Annotated in this window: 12 protein-coding genes; 3 read left to right on the top strand and 9 right to left on the bottom strand. The window is 57.7% G+C overall.

Translation table 11 applies throughout. The annotated features are described in order from the left end of the window. Positions 1-225 precede the first annotated feature (225 nt). From DVS29_RS23715 to DVS29_RS23685, 7 genes are all read right to left on the bottom strand, one after another. Positions 226-963 carry an H-NS histone family protein gene (locus DVS29_RS23715; protein ID WP_118182955.1) on the bottom strand — a complete coding sequence of 246 codons (738 nt, stop codon included), beginning with the start codon at positions 961-963 and terminating at the stop codon, positions 226-228. A 239-nt stretch (positions 964-1,202) separates the two neighbouring features. Further along, the gene (locus DVS29_RS37015) at positions 1,203-2,063 is read right to left on the bottom strand and encodes a DUF4435 domain-containing protein (RefSeq protein WP_124800706.1); all 861 of its coding nucleotides are present in this window, start codon (positions 2,061-2,063) and stop codon (positions 1,203-1,205) included. A gap of 6 nt (positions 2,064-2,069) precedes the next feature. After that, complete coding sequence (locus DVS29_RS23705; RefSeq protein ID WP_118182953.1) at positions 2,070-3,287, bottom strand: AAA family ATPase; 1,218 nt, start codon at positions 3,285-3,287, stop codon at positions 2,070-2,072. Positions 3,288-3,290: 3 nt separating this feature from the next. After that, on the bottom strand, positions 3,291-4,778 hold the full coding sequence (locus DVS29_RS23700) for an FtsK/SpoIIIE domain-containing protein (RefSeq protein WP_118182952.1): 1,488 nt from the start codon (positions 4,776-4,778) through the stop codon (positions 3,291-3,293). Continuing rightward, entirely contained in the window at positions 4,778-6,835 is a 2,058-nt protein-coding gene (locus DVS29_RS23695; RefSeq protein WP_118182951.1) for an AAA family ATPase, read from the bottom strand. The genes DVS29_RS23700 and DVS29_RS23695 overlap by 1 nt, the downstream gene beginning before the upstream one ends. After that, the gene (gene dndC / locus DVS29_RS23690; RefSeq protein ID WP_205962510.1) at positions 6,832-8,130 is read right to left on the bottom strand and encodes a DNA phosphorothioation system sulfurtransferase DndC; all 1,299 of its coding nucleotides are present in this window, start codon (positions 8,128-8,130) and stop codon (positions 6,832-6,834) included. Before dndC ends, DVS29_RS23695 begins: the two co-directional genes overlap by 4 nt. Before the next feature lie 179 nt (positions 8,131-8,309). Continuing rightward, entirely contained in the window at positions 8,310-8,573 is a 264-nt protein-coding gene (locus DVS29_RS23685) for a helix-turn-helix domain-containing protein (RefSeq protein ID WP_118182949.1), read from the bottom strand. A 186-nt stretch (positions 8,574-8,759) separates the two neighbouring features. Between DVS29_RS23685 and DVS29_RS23680 the strand changes: the two genes are divergently transcribed. The 3 genes from DVS29_RS23680 to DVS29_RS23670 all read left to right on the top strand — a co-directional run bounded on the left by DVS29_RS23680 (position 8,760) and on the right by DVS29_RS23670 (position 15,682). Further along, on the top strand, positions 8,760-11,333 hold the full coding sequence (locus DVS29_RS23680) for a DNA phosphorothioation-associated putative methyltransferase (protein WP_164707976.1): 2,574 nt from the start codon (positions 8,760-8,762) through the stop codon (positions 11,331-11,333). 1,165 nt (positions 11,334-12,498) lie between these two features. Next, positions 12,499-13,332: a DUF932 domain-containing protein gene (locus tag DVS29_RS23675; RefSeq protein ID WP_118182947.1), complete on the top strand. Its 834-nt coding sequence runs from the start codon at positions 12,499-12,501 to the stop codon at positions 13,330-13,332. Between the two features lie 124 nt (positions 13,333-13,456). Further along, on the top strand, positions 13,457-15,682 hold the full coding sequence (locus DVS29_RS23670; RefSeq protein WP_118182946.1) for a ParB/RepB/Spo0J family partition protein: 2,226 nt from the start codon (positions 13,457-13,459) through the stop codon (positions 15,680-15,682). On the opposite strand, the gene DVS29_RS23665 is transcribed toward DVS29_RS23670, so the two are convergent. Beyond that, positions 15,677-16,447, bottom strand: coding sequence for a hypothetical protein (locus DVS29_RS23665; protein ID WP_118182945.1), 771 nt, complete (start codon positions 16,445-16,447; stop codon positions 15,677-15,679). The genes DVS29_RS23670 and DVS29_RS23665 overlap by 6 nt on opposite strands. Further along, positions 16,440-17,132: a nucleotide-binding protein gene (locus DVS29_RS23660; RefSeq protein ID WP_118182944.1), complete on the bottom strand. Its 693-nt coding sequence runs from the start codon at positions 17,130-17,132 to the stop codon at positions 16,440-16,442. The genes DVS29_RS23665 and DVS29_RS23660 overlap by 8 nt, the downstream gene beginning before the upstream one ends. Between the last annotated feature and the right edge of the window lie 8 nt (positions 17,133-17,140).

Genomic DNA, 17,140 nt, shown 5'->3' with positions numbered 1-17,140 from the left:
GGCGCGCACTGTCTGGCTGCGAGTTGCTGAGAGCAATTGCTCGCGCTCAAGCGCCGTCAGATTCATCTTTTCCATGCATTTCATTGAATACCACATAGGGTGCCTTTTCAATGACGCAATGGACTAGTGCCCTTCGTGGCTTCGTCACGCTGTCTCAATTTCGCAACGACCAAATGATATTAAGCAGTTATCGGCGGTTCCGCGCAGCCAGCGCGCCGACCGCGCTTAGTTCGGTGCTTCTGCGCTCGCTACAGCGTTGTCATCCGCCTTTGCAGTCGCTCTTTTGGACGCAGACGCAGTCTTCTTCGCCGTCGAAGTCCTCGGCCTCCCCGCACGCTTTACCGTGGGAACGGCCCCCGCCACCGCTTTTCCGGAAGTGGCTTTTCTGGCTACGAGTTTTTTCGCAGCCGTCTTCTTCGCTGTGGACTTCCTCGCGGTCGTCGCCTTACGCACCGCTTTGCCGCTGCCTTCGATCAGAAATACATCTCGGTCCTTGGCCTCCACCAGCCACGCCGGTGCTCGTCCCCGTCCGCTCCACGTTGCACCCGTTTCCGGATCGCGATACTTTGGCATCTGCGGCCCGTGAACGTAGTTTCCGGCTTTGCTTTGTCTTTCGGCAGCGCTCACCGGATGCTGCGCACTGGCATCAATCAAAAATCTGTTTCGGTTCTTGGCATTGGCAATCCAGGCCGGTGCACGACCGCGACCGGTCCACGTCGCTCCGCTCTTCGGATCAACGTACTTTGCCGTACCATTTCCCTTGCCGGCAGCCTTTACGCCGGCCGCTTTCCGGCGGCGCTTTCTGCCACCGAGGTGTGATTCAAGATCGGCCAACGTCAGACCATGCTTTTCCATCAATTCGCCGATCTTGCCAACAACTGCTAACGACTGCTTCTTTACGATTGCTTCTGCCTCGGCCTGCAGCCGAACAATCTTTGCCTGGATATTTTCTAGCGTAGCCATCGCTTCCCCATCGTCGTAACAGTGCCCGCACTATGCCACACGTGGCAACCGGGATGATATCGCGGTGACAGAAGCGTCGCATGTGACACTGAGCACTGAGTGCCTCTGCGGTAGGCTATCGCGAAATATTTCGTCTATTCCCACTCGATGGTCAATACGCTGCCCACATCCTCGCGGGGACGGGGCTCTGGCCAGCTTGCGTGTCGACGATACCGTCACCAATGCCGACAAAACCACCCTCACCCAATCCAACCGGATATCGCGTCGTTGAGTTCGCTTGGGACGTTCCCGGAGAGGACTCGTGCAACTGCAAACCGTATGTCAACTTGCAGCCTGTGCCTGTAACAGAACCGGTCAAGCAACGCTTTACCGTGGATTCGGCGGCAGAGCTTTATCAAGCGTTCAGCCGGTGGTGCCGTCGGCTCGTCGAATGCCTCGATGCGCTGCACCCAAGCGTCATACTCCGCCCGCTCTGTGTCGTTGAGGCCGGCGAGGATGTTTGTGTCGAGGAACCGTTGAACTTCAACCCTGTCCGCATATACGCGGCACGCACCGTCACCCAGCTTTGGTTGTCCGCGCTCTTTTCGGAACGCATTTGCAGCTGCGTGCGGGATCAATGCCTCACAATGCGCGACCAGTTCTTCAACTACTTCTTGGTCCAGACGTTGACCGGCTCCCCTATGCAGCAAATCCACTCGTTCACGTTCCCATGTCGCTGGGTCAACGAGATAATTTTCCAATTCCCACCGTAACGTAAAATACACGTAAGGATCGCGAGCGCGATTGAATGCAAGGAAAGCGTTGTCGTCGGTGGCGCATGCGATAGGGATGTCCTCCAGGGAATCTCTGTCGATTATCCCGTAAGCATCTATCCCTGCAGTCCGCTGAATCGCAACATTCTTTTCAACGCCTACGCATCCTGAGTGCTTTGCAGGACCGTCTTCGGCCAACCGAAACTGTAGCCGGTCGGCCAGATGTTTGAACCAGAAGGTCCCATACACAGCAATGTCATCCAGACCCTCGATAAAAACTTCAATCCTTTTCGCGTATCGGCTCTTGATTTGGCTACTTGTAAGTCCTTGCCCCGTTAGACTTGCCATCTCGCGTTAGTCCTCCGCGCTCTTGTAGATAAAAGCGGCCTCCTGCCTTATTTTCTCGGCGCGCTCTTCCTCTTCTGCAGTTTCGATGATGTATCCGGATTTCCGTAGACCGACTTCCTGGGTTTCGACGTTAAACACATCTATGACCTCAAAAGCATGGCTGGCAATAAAAACCGACATCCCAGGCTGCGAACGCAACATGTCCTTGAGCCTAAGTGCAATCCGAGAGCGCCATTGCGTATGGAGGTGAGCATCGACCTCATCAATGATGAGAATTGTGTTCGACGTCATATGCGCGCCGAGACGCAGGAAAATCTGTAGCAGGCTTTTCTCGCCGCTGCTCAGTTGGTCAAGGCGATGGTAGTTGCTGGGAGAGCCACACTCAACACGGGCCACCAATTCGTTTCGATCTCGAATGCCAGCTAGACGCTTACCGGTTTCCAGGAAAACAGTCGCATTGACCAGCTCAAGCGCTGCCTCATAACGTCCATCGTCTAACCAGAGAAGCCACACGAGCAGATTGTCCAATGACTCACGCCATTGCCGTCCTTCTTGCCGAAACACGTGCACAGGTCGGTAATTCCAATCTTGTGGGGCCTCGATTGCTCTTCGCTCATCGGCAGGGAGAGCAACAACATCGCGGTACGCCGGGAAATAGATGAGCGTAGGAGCCGTTATGGGCGACCCCGCAAAGCCCTCCAAGTTTTCCCCCACCATGTCGTTAAGCCACAGCAGAAATTCACGGGTCCAGTCATCGTTTAGCCCAATCCACCTATGCTCGCCCGATCCGCGTCGTATGACGCCGACACGTCGCCAGCTGGTCGCTCCAACCGCCGCCAGTTGCTCCTCCGCCCAGGGATAGAACCAAACCTCTTCGTCAGCTCTTCCGCCGAAAATGGAAAGGACCTCCGTTCGATGAACACCCTCATTCGTATAGCTGATAAGAATGTCCCACTGAGCGCGACCATCCCCCTTATCCAGCGGTTCGAAACCGATTGGTGCGGCAGCGGCATTAGGGTTACGGCCGAGTATCCCCATCAAGGCTGCCATGACCTCCAAGATGTGCGTCTTGCCCCTACCATTTGCGCTAAGAAGCAAATAGAAATTAGAAGGTTCGCCACCAACCTGGAAATCGAAATGCTCCACTCGCTCCCGGAACGGACCTATCCGGTCGAGCGTTAGCCCTATCGGGGCAAACTGATTGACAATGAAGCTGGCATCCACTGGTTAAGCTCCGGTTCGTTTTCGGGCAGACGCAACCACAGACTTGATATCAGCAGAGGAGATGAATGCGCAATGCACGCGCTGCGTCGATTCACCGACAAGCTTGGCCAACGCGTCCCCCTGGCCCAACAAGAGCTCTGCACCTGCATCGTCTAGAATGATGCGTGACTCTGATGCCTTCTGCACCATCAATGCGATACGACTCGGCACGTTAGTCCTCAAAAGGCCACTCAGAGTCACGCTATCGGGACGCTGTGTCGCGAGCACCAAGTGAATCCCACTCGCCCTGCCCTTTTGCGCCAAGCGCACCAAGGGCGCTTCAGCCTCTGGATGCTGAACAATCAAATCAGCCAATTCCTCGACGCACACAACCAGATACGGGGGGCTGTCGGTGCGCATCGTGCGCCACTCGACCAGATTCTTATAACCAAGTCTCGCAAGCTCCGTCTCGCGCCGCTCCATTTCGCTAACAATGTCGTCAAGAGCTTGCTTCGCCTCTGTCATGTCCGTGATGGGTTCACGGCCAGCTAAATGCGGGAGCCCGTGGTAAGCCGAAAACTCTACTTTTTTGGGGTCAATAAGGCAGAAATTAAGCTCATCTGCTTCGTGATTGGAAAGCAGCGAGCAGATCACCGCATGGAGACAGATGCTTTTCCCACTGTTAGTGGTCCCCGCCACCAAAAGGTGAGGCGCGGAAGCCAAATCGAATGAAACAGGCGTTCCGACGGGATCCACACCCAACACCACGCCCAGCGGCATAGCCTTCGCGAACTCGAGTGCGCCGTCGAGCTCAGACCAGGTCACTGGCGACCACGCGGATTTTGGCTTCGGAATCATAGCCGTGACTGTTCTCGGTGTGCCAGGCAGGTGGAACGAGATGGGGCCGGTCCCGAGAATAAGCGCTAGATTCTGACCAGCCCGTTGCAACGCCCGCAACTGGGTCGCATCCGCCAGATGAAGGTCATAGCTCTGAAGTCTTGGCCCGTTGATACTCTTCTTTATTTCGGCCGACACGCCAAGTTCGACGAGGGCTTTCATCAGCGGGACCGAAAAATCGATCGACTGGGCGTTCCCAGTGTCGGCGCGGCTCAGCAGTTCTTGATAAAGAAACTCATGAAAGTCGTGCGTTTCACGCCAGCTTCGACGGATTTCCGACAATCCACGCCGAATATGTCGCTGGAGCAAGCGCCCAAATTGATCGTCATCGTCGTCGAACAGATCCATGTCATGGTAGACAGATAACAAGGCCCGATACGCATCCGTGAAGTCGGAGTCGAGTCCGTTTCCGCAAACCTGTTCCCACGCGTACTCACCGCCGCGAGGCCGAGCATCATCGAAATCGTCGGATGGCGGCTCCTGTCGACTAAGCGAAAGCGCGAGCGCGACACGAAGCGCCTTCCACTTGAAGTCCCGTTCGTCGGCCAAGAGTCCCTTGCGCATGATCCCACGCACCGTACTTTCGTCTTGCTCACTGATTACGACACGGCTCATCAGCTAGCCCTCGCCAAGGCATACATCGGAGTATTGGACTCCACAACTGTGGATTCACCGGTCTCGTTATTAAGCTTGAACTCAGCAACGATATACGGGGATAGCATACGATACTTATCAACAGTCAATTCCGAGTTAGTCGGAAGCACAATCACCTGGTCGGCTGCTTTGGGGTAGTACTGGGTAAGCAAAAGAACTTGATGTTCGGCGTCAATTCGCGCCAACGGCGTATCAATTACGACCGGGAATTCCGTACCGGCGACGTCCTTTAGAGACCATAGCAGCGCTTGTGCGGCCAGTTGCTTCATCCCTGCGGAAATGTTAGCCATACCAACAGGTTTTCCATCGGCATCTAGGTACGTCATCCGGAAATCGTCGTCAAACTCGATCGTTTTCACCAACCCGTGGGATTGCATCAAGGTCGCAAAATGCCTGTTGACGGCCTCCGCAATTTCCTCTCTGCGAGCTTCTTTAAGCGACTCTTTGTACTGCAGTATCCCTTCCCTTGTTCGTTCAGCCAAATCTACGCCTAGCTGATTCCGAGTTGCCTCACTCACTCGCCGCGCCTGCTGATTGACCTGGCTACGCAATTGTTCCAGAGCACGCGCGGTAGGTATCAATTGGCTCTTCAGCTCGCCGATTTGTTCGCGCAACGCAGTTGATTCGCTTTCCAACTGGGCCTTTTCCGCCAGGCGGAGCTTCTGGCGCTCCCGGTCGCCCGCAGGCAACGAGCTGAGGTCCTGAAGCTGTGCCTGGAACGCCACTTCTTCGCGCGCAAACTTACTTATGTCACGTAGTTGAGCGGAAAAGCCATCACGCAGGGCGTTGTTTGCCACGAACCCACGTAACTGTTCGTCTAATTTCCGGGCGCGGTCGCCGCTAAGCTTCCAGTGGTCCGGGTCATCCGTAGCCTCGGCAAGTCGAATCTCGGCCTCGAGCAGCAGCTCCATTTTCTGCTTGAGGAAACGCTTCTGAGCCGCTGCAAGAGCAGGAGTCGGATGCTGCGGCTCGTCAATCAAGCGACTCGGAAGCCGTTCGAGTACTGAGCGGATTTCCTCAGCAATCATCGCTTTACCCTGCGAAGCAACCGCGAGTCGATTCAACGCTCGACGGACAAGTGCAGGGTGGCTCACGAGAGGGGCGATAGCAGGAAAAGCATCACGAAAACGTCCCGCATGCTCCTCTAACGTTTCTTGAGTGCGTCGAATCTGCTCGCTGACTTGCCCCTGATCTTCCTCGTTAGCAGTAGCTTTAGAACCTTTCAAGCGACGTTCGACTTCTTTCAAACGCCGCTTCAGTTCAACATCATCGCGTTCGAAAGTTTCGATTTGCGCCTCAATTTGGCCCTTCTTAGCGCGTTCGACCTCGTACAATCCCCGCAACCTCTCCAGCTCAAGCTGCTCGCCACGTGCGTTGCTTTCTCGCCGGAGCTTTACCAGCAATTTATTTAGGTATTCGGACGCCGTGTTGATGGAGGTGATGTCAAGAAGACGCTCAATCTGTTCAATCACCGCTTCCGAGTTACTTTCCGCGATGCGCTGAACCTGCTCTGCATCGTAGATGAAAAAAGGCACGAGCGTGCGTGCGAGTCGCTGTTCGATAAACTCCTGCCGTTGGTCCTGCTCAACCAAGCTTTCTGGCACCATCGCGAAATCGGGGAGCACTTCAAGATGCTCCATAACACCGCCTCGCCCCTCGATTGTCCACGAGCGGGTCGCAACGACGCGTCCAGCTGGTTCAAGCCACTCAACCGAAACGCTGCATTCCGTTTCTTTCTCGCGCAAAGCTGCTCGATTGAACGCTCCCTCCCAGTCAGCACCAGTGCCCAGAAAAAACTCTCGCGAAGTAAACACTCTGCTGCGCGGGCCCGTGCGTAACTCTTCGTCGGCAATCCCCAAAAAGAAAAGCTTTAGAGAGTTGATAAAACTGGTCTTCCCATACCCATTGCGACCGTGAATCAATATCACGTTCTTTTCATTCGCCTCACTCGAGGGAAATACGAAGTGTGCGTCGCGATAAGAGTAGATGTTACGAAGTCGGATACTCAGAATTTTCATGGCGTTGCCTGCTCCGCTTGTTTTGCGGCAAGCATCAATATCTTCTCAAGGTCGCGTTCGAGCCCACTTTTCGCCCCGTAAACGGAAAGCGACGCCGCTCTTTGTTTGACCAAATCAAGCACTGACTGGAGCAACTCAGGCGGCACGTCAACCTCAAGCGCAGCCTTTTCCAATAGGTCCCGAGTCTGTTTGCTAGACTGCGACTGCTGCTTGCCATGCAGCTTTCTATCGAATTCGGCCGAGATCTCAAGCGCCTCTCCTCCGGTGTAATCGAACTCAGTCGACCATATCGACTGAATGCTGAGTAACTCTTCGTCAGAAATCAATGGCCAACCCACTTCACGCTCCGTCTGAAGCAACTCACGAAGGATTTCGCGGCGCGCATCGGGCGTGAAAGGACCTTGTCCCTGTGTTCCATCCCGCCGAACGCTGCTTCGCATGCCCTCCTTGTCCCTATACGAGATCAATTGCTCGCGAAACGCGTTGAGCGGTCGCATCCACTCCTCGCCATTTGCGATAAAGCCTTCCATCGATTTGTCCTGCTTCACGACAGTACATGTCCAACAGCCGAACCGGCTACCCCCACATGACGGGGTACTAAGATCAAGTACGACAGGACATTCCCCTGCGTTCGCCTGCCGGTATAGCTGGATTATTTTATCGTTCGTACCACCCCAAGCAGGAGGCGTGGATGCCAGATACTCCCAAACATCGTCGGTAGCCCAATCCACGATCGGTTTGAATACCAACGCATTCGGAATTTCGTGATGCGGATTCAATCGACGCTCGCTATTCTGATACGCCTGAATCGACTGCGCTCGCGTAGCACTCTCGTCGGAGCGAGAACCAAGAAGCAGAATTACACTGCCGTGCTTTGCCACAATATCGTCAATCGCCCGCCGCGACGGCTTTATTTTCATATTGCTGGTGCACCAGCGGAACCACCTGCTCGGTGGCGGATAGCCCTTCCCGATGAGCTTCTCCCAGAACCCTTCTGACGGCGCAGGGAAAACTAATTGCGTATGCAAATTTAACTTGCGCGCACGTGCCGCGGACTCAATGCGCTCCAGCGCTTCGATAACGTATTGTGAGACGTTCGGAGCTTCGACGCGGGTGTCACTGGAAATTACAAAGACGGGCTTTGAAGCGCGGGGACCTAATTCCAGCAGCAGTTCCATGACCAACTGGAGCACCAGCGTCGAATCCTTGCCACCAGAGAAGGCAACGACCCATGGTCGCTCGTCGGCTTCATATTGCGCGCGCATCAGCGCTTTGGTTTCGTCGATGTTTGTCAAAACGGACCCCGTAGGCCAACCGCACGAACGCGGCTCAGTATTCGATAACAGGCGGGCGAGCGGCACGCGCCCGGTTTTCTCTGAACGCGACCCGCGCGGCTCTTGTCTCGCAGGAAATAACCTGACATTGTACCCTCTGGCAGCCTTGGACTTGCGGTGTCGGCACGCTAGCTGCTCGATCAATCATCGCTAGATGGGGTCCGATCAGGTGGCTGATGCAATAGCGACGCTGGCTCTACGCCCAACGCAACGGCGATTTTTTGCAAGTTGTCAACCGAGATGTTTGTCACGGCGCGCTCTACCTGGCTGATATACGTCCGGTGGAAGCCACACTCTGCGCTTAAGGTCTCTTGGGAAAAGCCCCGACCCGCCCTCAGCCTACGGAGGTTATTGGACAGCCATGTTCTCAGCCAAGGCTCAAATTCATTTTTATCGCTTTTCATGGGCAGCAGCGTCGCTGATCGTGCATGTGTTGTCTACCGTTTTTAAATCTACTGTATATACATCTACACTTTTTACGTCTACACCCTGAGACGCTATTGGTCGCTGGCGGGCGCAAGACGCGCCGAAACCGCGAATACCTATGCCTGCCCGGCTTTGCCAGAAGGGGCATAGATTGGGAGAGCGTGATGAAACGAAGCACCGATGCGGTAGGCAAGCGAGTTGGCTCCAGTCTGTATGTGCATCGTGACGCAACGCGCCACATCGACTCTACGTCGGAACAGCTTTTTCGCGAGGCGCTTGCAGTCATCGCTCGCTCAGAGCCGGCATGGAATGTGGTCCGGCTCTCGCTCACATATAGGGAAGTCGCTTTCCTGCACTACCCTCTCTTCGACGATGAACCGTTTCCATGTCTTGCATCCAGTTGCCTCGTGAAACTGGATCCTGAACCACAGTTCAATGTCCGCGATTTTCGCGCCTCCCTAAATCCGCCGATCCTGCACAGGAAAGAACTTCTGCTTCCTCCAAATGACGCGCGACGCGAGCATTGGAGTCGAATCACCGCAGACGCAGAAGCAATCGGGCTGTTCGAGGAAACGTCAAGGATAGGTTTTCGCAAGGATTGGCTTGAGCGGATCGCCAAGGCCGGTTACAGCCTGGTTGCGGACACATTCATGCCTTTGGGCAATGTTGTCGATGGAGACATTCCCGCCCCCACGGACAACCCGGCGACGACTGTAGAGAGATATAGAACGGCGCTGGCGCGTTCAGGGTTGTCGGCTCCAGTTCAGGCACTAGTTAGATTTGGTGTACTAACGAAAGACAAATCAATTTTTGACTACGGGTGTGGGAAAGGCGATGATGTTGAGGGACTAAATCGTGAAGGATACAACGCAGGTGGATGGGATCCTCATTTCTCTGCTGCGGCGCCGCAAGTCACGGGCGACATCGTCAATCTCGGATTTGTTCTGAACGTCATCGAAGATCGCGAGGAACGGGATAGGACGCTTAGCGAAGCATTTGGACTTGCGCGTGTCGCACTATCTGTCGCAGTGATGACTGAGAGCTCGTCAAACAATCGAGGGCTATCCTTTCGCGATGGCTATATTACTTCCCGCCGAACATTCCAGAAATACTTCTCGCAATCCGAATTAAAATCCTATATCGAATCAGTGCTCAATCGGCCTGCTGTGCTGGTGGCGCCGGGGATAGCCTTTGTATTTGCCAGCGACCGGCTTGAAGAGCAATTTCGCCTGGACCGCCAACGCTCATCGCGCGTCTTCAGACGGGTTGTGCAAACCCGTCAGACGAGTTCGCGTGATCCCCAACCTCGCATTCATGCTTTGGCCGCGCTCTATGCCGCAAATCAAAACGGATTTAACCGGCTCTGGAGCAGGATGCTGCAGCTTGGACGGGCACCGGTATGCGAGGAAGCTGAGGAGTTTGTCGACCTTCTTGACGCAAACGGTTCACTTGCCAAAGCGACTCGCCTGTGCGAAGCAAACAACGATCGCGCGGAACTCGAACTGGCTCGATCCGAACGGATCGACGACCTGGAGGTCTATTTTGCGCTGCAGGTCTTTGACGGCCGCATCACGCTGAAGACATTGAGCGCTTCTCTGAAGCGGGACGTGAAGTACTTTTTCGGCTCTTTAGGCGCGGCCCAGGCCGCCGGCGCGGAACTCCTCAAAACCATCGCTTCGCCTTCCGTCGTCGCCGAAGCCTGCGAATTCGCCGCTCGAAACGGATTCGGCTACTACTCGGACAACCATTCTTTGCAGGTCCACACCTCACTGGTAGAAGCACTTCCCGCGGTCCTCCGAGCGTACATCGGAGCGGCTGCTACAATTTATGGAGACGTCCGAAGCGCGGACATAGTCAAGGTCCACGTCAGATCCGGAAAGCTGACAATACTTGAATTCAAGGACTTTGACTCATCGCCAACGCCCCTGCTTCGGCGCCGCGTGAAGATACACCTTCGCACCCAAGAAATCGACGTGTTCGAGTATGTGGACAACTACGAACCTACGCTTTTACTCGGCAAATCGAGGTATATCAACGAAGAGTTCCCCGGGTACGCGCAGCAGGCGACTCTAGATGAGCAACTCCTGCCGTTATGCCAATCGCTGCCCGAACATGGCCCGACCAAGTTGGAGTTTGACCAGCTCCTGCGCAACGAACGGATTGAGCTATCCGGATTTGAGCTTCGGCCCTCGCAAGCCATCCCAAGCCTGGATGATGCTTGCGGTAAATGGTACACGTATCGAGACCTAATACAGTGCAGCGAGACAGTGCACAACACCGGGATAGAAAACACACCGCTTGTGCCGCAAAGCTACAATGCACTACTGGCACTTACTAAAAATATACTTGACCCGATCATCGATTATTTTGGTCGAATCGAATTGACCTATGGTTTCTGCTCCCCACAGTTGGCACGCACAATTAAGCGGCTTGGCACTGGTCGGATCGCGGCCAATATTGATCAGCACGCCTCCCACGAAGTTGACCGCTTCGGCAATTTAATATGTTCCCGTGGGGGGGCCGCAGCCGACTTTCTAATTCAGGACGAGAATATGTATGCGGTCGCCGAATGGATCACGGCAAATCTGGCGTTTGATCGCATCTACATCTATGGGGCAGATCGTCCAATACATGTGTCGTACAGTCTTGAACCAGCGAAACAGGTCATATTCGTGGATCGGAGCGATGGGAGGGTGCGCCCACGGGTCGTGAAAGACTTCTCTGCCCTTCCACGTTGATCCACTCAGTACGCCATTACCTCGTCATCCGAGCACGTCGGCACGCCGAAGTGAAGCGCGATTGCATCGCCCTTCTTTGCGTCGCCGACTGACTGCCGGTCTTTTTTCGACGATGCCAGCTGGGCCACCGCTGCAAGCAATACCGGCCTAGCCGTCGGCAAATGCGCTGTTAATTTGCAGCACAAACTAACCCGCCCAACAGGACGCCCTCAATCGCGCTAGCCGGGTCGGAAAAGATCTTGACGTACATGCGATGCTTACGCAAACGATTGACGCAGAGTTCGCCCCGAGTTGACAGCGACAACTCGTATAAAGAAATCAACGTTTTGCTCAGGCGCCCAGCGTCTTGCACTCGGCTGTCATCCAATTTCCTCGGCAAACTGCTTTCCCGTCCCCGATAGTCTCTCAAATTCTCGTTGGTCCGCGGTCTTAACCTAAACCGATCACACAACGGCAGTTAGATTAACATTAGAATGCAGTGTCAACGATGAAAAGATCGTTGCCTCCGCATCCAGTCTCTGGCAGGTGACGGAAGCACCATCGACCATTAATTTACGTTCGGCTCGGCCAGCTACGGCGAGACCTCGCTCCACCTTTCACAGCTTACCGCACAGTTGACAAAAAGCGGCGATAACCAAAATTGCTGTACGCCCTTTCGCCGTATATGTGAGCCTCATCCAACTATGTGCCTCGCATGCTGACTGAAGGCCTCCCGACGTTGACGCGCCGGGACCCGGTTTCGCACTGCGGTTAGAGCCGCCTTCCACGTGTCGCCCCTGTCGTGCGTCAATCCCTGACTCAGCAGTCAACCCTGCTCATCTTCCAGGTGGGCACGGCCAAGCAGCCGCGCCTGCTGCACGGCACGCCTACCCGGTCAACCCGACGCATGGCCTGCACCCGGCTCCCAGGTTCCCGCCCTTGACCCGCGACCGTAGCCGATAGCGGGCAGGCATCAAGGGGCGAGGGACCGTGTCGCCCGCACCCCTCCCTCGCCTTTTTCCTTGACGCCTGCCCGCTATCGGCTCCTCCAGTCGCACGGGCGGAAACCCGGGAGCCTGGCGGCAGCAAAGCCAACCCCGAGTTCCACCGGGAGGTGTCCAGCCGCAACGGCAAGTCACATCCCGTTGCCCGGTTCAGGTCCTCAACCTTGACTGTGGAGATTGCCATGCAACTCGCTTCCTCTTTCCGTTACGGCTCCCCGATTCTTCGCGCCGACTCCCCCCTGTCGGATGACCAGATTCGCCGCGTTGCCCCATCCATCTTTGCGGACGGCAAGCACGAAAGCCGCTCCGAACGCTACACCTACATTCCGACCATCGACGTGCTGAGCGGCCTGCGCAATGAAGGCTTTCAACCCTTCATGGTCTGCCAGACGCGCGTGCGGCACGACGACCGCCGCGAATACACGAAACACATGCTTCGGCTTCGTCACGCCGACCAGATTACCGGCGAGGAAGCCGACGAAATTGTGCTGCTGAATTCGCACGATGGCACCAGCAGTTACCAGATGCTCGCGGGCATGCTGCGCTTCGTCTGCCAGAACGGCATGGTGGCTGGAGACAACGTCGCCGATATCCGCGTCCCGCACAAGGGCAACATCGTCCAGAACGTAATCAACGGTGCATTCGACGTGCTCGACGGTTTCGACCTGATCCGCGAACAGAAGGAAGGCATGCGCGCCGTCACACTCGACCGCGACGAACAGCACGCATTCGCCCGCTCCGCACTTGCGCTGCGCTACGATCCGACCGACGCAGAGGCACCGGCCCCGGTCACCGACAGCCAGTTGCTCGCCCCTCGCCGCTTCGAGGATCGCCGCGACGACCTCTGGACCGTCTTTAACCGCGTCCAGGAAAACCTCACCAAGGGAGGCCTGCATGGACGTTCGCGCACGGGGCGCTCGATGTCCACCCGTCCCATTACCGGCATTGACCAGAACGTGAAGCTCAACCGCGCCCTCTGGATGCTTGCGGATGCAATGCGCCAGATGAAGGCGTAGCCACGACAGGGGCGAGAAATCCGCTTCTTCTTATCATCCATCAGGACTCCTCTCCGGGTCGAGTCCTGATGAAGTCCGATAGTGCCCGGCCCGGAACTTTCTTTTCAACTCTCTGGAGTCAGTCATGCAAGCCCAATCCGAAGCCATGACGGCGGACACCGCCGAACCGGCTACCTTTCTCGAAACGCACTTCGGCAATGAGCAGCCTATCGTGACCTTGCCGTATTCCACCCTGCGTCCTTCGCCACTCAATGCGCGCACGAAACCCCTGTCGGGCATTCCTAGCCTTGCCGCCAATATCCGGGCCAAGGGTCTGCTACAAAATCTCGTCGTCCACGAGATAAAGGGATCGCGCGGCAGGCAGCGCAAATATGGCGTCTGCGCCGGTCAGCGCCGCAAGGCGGCCCTCGACCTCCTGTTCGAACAGAAAGACATTGCCGCCGACTATCCGGTCCCCGTGCGGATCGTCAGTGAAGGCGAAGCCCTCGCCATTTCCCTGATCGAAAATACCGAGCGCGAAGGACTCGATCCGTTCGACGTGCTCCGCGCATACCGGATGCTGGCCGAGGAAGGGCGAAGCGTCGATTACATTGCCGCGCTCTTTTCCGCCTCGCCACTCACTGTCAAACGGCGCATGAAGCTCGCCAGCGTATCCCCAAAGCTGTTGGCCCTGCTGCGGGAGGACGCGATCACGCTCGACCAGCTTGCCGCGCTCGCCCTTGCGGACAACCATGAAACGCAGGAGCACATCTGGTTCGATGCGAATGAATGGCAGCGCCAGCCAAACTATCTGCGGCAGGCCATCACGCGGGCCGAAATCGACGCGAGCCGCAGCCGCCTTGTGCGCTTTATTGGCCTCGACACCTACGAGGCAGCAGGCGGGTATGTACGCCGTGACCTCTTCAGTGACGACGGGAATGCTGGCTACATTGCCGATGCTGAACTGCTGCAGCGACTCGTCGCGCAGAAACTCGACGTAGCTGCAGAAGAAGTGCGCGCCGAGGGTTGGGGCTGGACAGAAACCCGCGTCGAGCGCGACGTGCTGGAGCTTAACCGCTACGGCAAGCTGCGCCCCATCCAGCGCCCCTTGACGGACGACGAGCAGCGCGAGATGAACGCACTCACCGCTCAGCAGGACGACCTGGCGGGGAAGCTGGAAGCGCTATCCGAGGACGACGAAAACGCCTACGAGGAAGCCGACCGACTTGATGCCGAAATTGGGAGGGCCAATGCCACGATCGTCGCACTCGAAAGCCGCGCTCTCGTGTGGGATACACAGCAGATGGTGAAGGCGGGCGCGTTCGTGATCATCGATCCGCAGGGAAAACTGCTCATCGAGCGCGGTCTCGTGCGGCGCGAGAACAGTGCGGCGCTGGACGCGGCGGGTGCAACGGTCACCGGCACGCCGCAGGCGGAAGCTGCGGACCCGGCAGATGATCCTGTACCGAGGACCAAACCGGTCCACAGCGCGAAACTCTGCCAGCGACTCACCGCGCACCGCACCGTCGCCATCCACGCCGAAATGGTCGCGCAGCCCGCCGTCGCGCTCGCCGCCCTGTTGCGGCATCTCATTCCGCAAGCGCTGCCCGAGCACTACGGATACACGTCCGCACCCGACTATCTGGCGTTATCCGGCGACAACAATCAAGACAGCCTGCTGCGCGCGGCGGACGACCTGCCCACCTGCCCCGCATGGAACGCCATCGAGGCACAGCGCGCCCGATGGGTCGCCGAGTTGCCTGCGAAACGCGCCGATCTGTTGCCCTGGCTCGCGAAACAGGATCCCGGGACGACGCTGCTCGACCTGCTTGCCTTCTGCACCGGCACCCTGCTCGACGGCATCGTGGGCGAGGAAAAGCCGCAGGCGATCAGCGCGCTCGCGGGCGCGCTGAACCTGGACATGACCCGGTACTGGACACCGACCCGCGCCACGTATTTCGATCATGTCAGTAAGGCGCGCATCGGGGAAGTCGTGTCCGCAGCCGTGTCGCCCAAGGTTGCCGCTGACCTCGGAAAGATGAAGAAGGCAGACGCCGCTGCCGCAGCCGAACTACGTCTGGCGAAGGTCGCGTGGCTCCCGGAAATCCTCACCGATACGGAAATCCCGGTCACGCCGTCATGGGAAGCGCGCGACGGCGAGGACGGGAACGCAGGGGAGGACGAACACGGCCCGGACACCCGCAACGGTCCCGACGACGCGCAGGAGGATGACGACGGCGCCGCCGAGCCCGAGAGCGATCACAGTGGCATCAATAACACGGCTTCCGATGTGGCCGAGGCTCCCGCCTCAGCCGGTACGCCGCCGCCGTGGCCCTTCCCGACCGCTGCTGGCCTCGCACACGCTTCATGATGCCCTCCCGTTCGTGAAAGGCGACACCGACGACGCATGACCCGTGCGGGCAGACGGCAAACCGTCTGGCCGCACCATATGACTACTGGAGTAGCGGCCTGCCAGCCCACCCGCTACCGCCGCGAGCAGAATCACGATCAACGCTACGACAACCAGTGCGCGGCACGCCTTCACCATCCGTCGCGTTGCCATCTGGTCGACCTTCCCGGCGCGCGCCGCTGCCTCGCTCATCTCCCGCTCAAACAGAGCTACCGCCGCGTCGAGCTGCTGCCGATGCTCGCGCGCCGCAACGGCCACTGCGCCTACCACCCGGTTTCCCGCGATGCGCGCAATCCGGTCAGCGGCGCGCCCCACCTGCGTGACCAACGCCTGTTCATTCAGTGCCGCGAGCGTTGCGCGATACCTCGCCTCGTGTTCAACGGCCATCCGTTCCGCGAGTTCGACGGTCGCCTTGCAGCGTGCGAGCGCGTCGCGGTGCTGCGCCATCAGTGCGTCCGTTGCCTCACGTGCCTCCTCCCGCACTGCGTCCAGATTGCCCTTGCCTGCCTGCTCGATGCGCTCCGGCATCGCTTCGTAAAGCCGCGCATAGTATTCGAGCACCGCCAGCACCGACCACAGCGCATCGTTGTCGCGCAGATTCAGGGCCACCGACACCCGACGCATCCGTAGCAGGCTCGCGTCGTCCGGCTTCTCGCCGGTGACGTCATAAAAGAGCCGGGCAAGCGGATCGACAGGACGTCCGCGCCGCGCCCGCCGCTCAGGCATTGCCCGTCACCCCGGCGAACATCGCGTCATAGAGGGCCCGCCAGCGCAGCAATTCCGCGCGTTGCCCGATGGGCAGCGACTCTGCCGCCTTGCGCACCGACAGGCGCTGACTGCGCAGATCGTCCGCCACACGATCCGCGAGTTCCGGAAAGTCGAGCGACTTGCCCTTCGCCTCGACACTCTTGCGGATTTTCGAGTCCTGATACAGCACGAACCTGTCCGGTGTGCCGTAGTGGCCATTGCGCACAACGTGCGTCATCGCGTCCGGAAAGGTTTCACCGAACTGGCGCAGCAGTTCCAGACTGTCGCGCTGCCGGTTGATCACCCAGAACACGACGAGCCGCCTGCCAAGCTCGCCCAGCGTGCTGGCCAGCGTCGCGCCGTAGCGGGCGACGCCATCCTGGTTACGCGCTGCCGTGCTGACCACCACTACCGCGTCCCGATGCTCGTCGCAGTAGTTCACGAAATTGATCCATCCTTCCGCCTCGTCCAGATCGAACGCGGCGCAATCAATCTCGCCCTGCACGGCCTTCATCACGTCGGGGTTTGACGTGTCGTTCTCAACCAGCACGGGCTTGACGCCGCGCCGCTGCAGGTGATCGACCAAGGCAAGCGCGACAAGACTCTTGCCAACGCCGCCCTTGCCACCGCCCACAAGATAGATGGGATTGACTGTCGTATCCATCTCGACTC

Source organism: Paraburkholderia phosphatilytica, from assembly GCF_003443895.1.
Lineage (GTDB): Bacteria > Pseudomonadota > Gammaproteobacteria > Burkholderiales > Burkholderiaceae > Paraburkholderia > Paraburkholderia phosphatilytica.
This window is presented reverse-complemented; position numbering and strand designations above follow the sequence as displayed.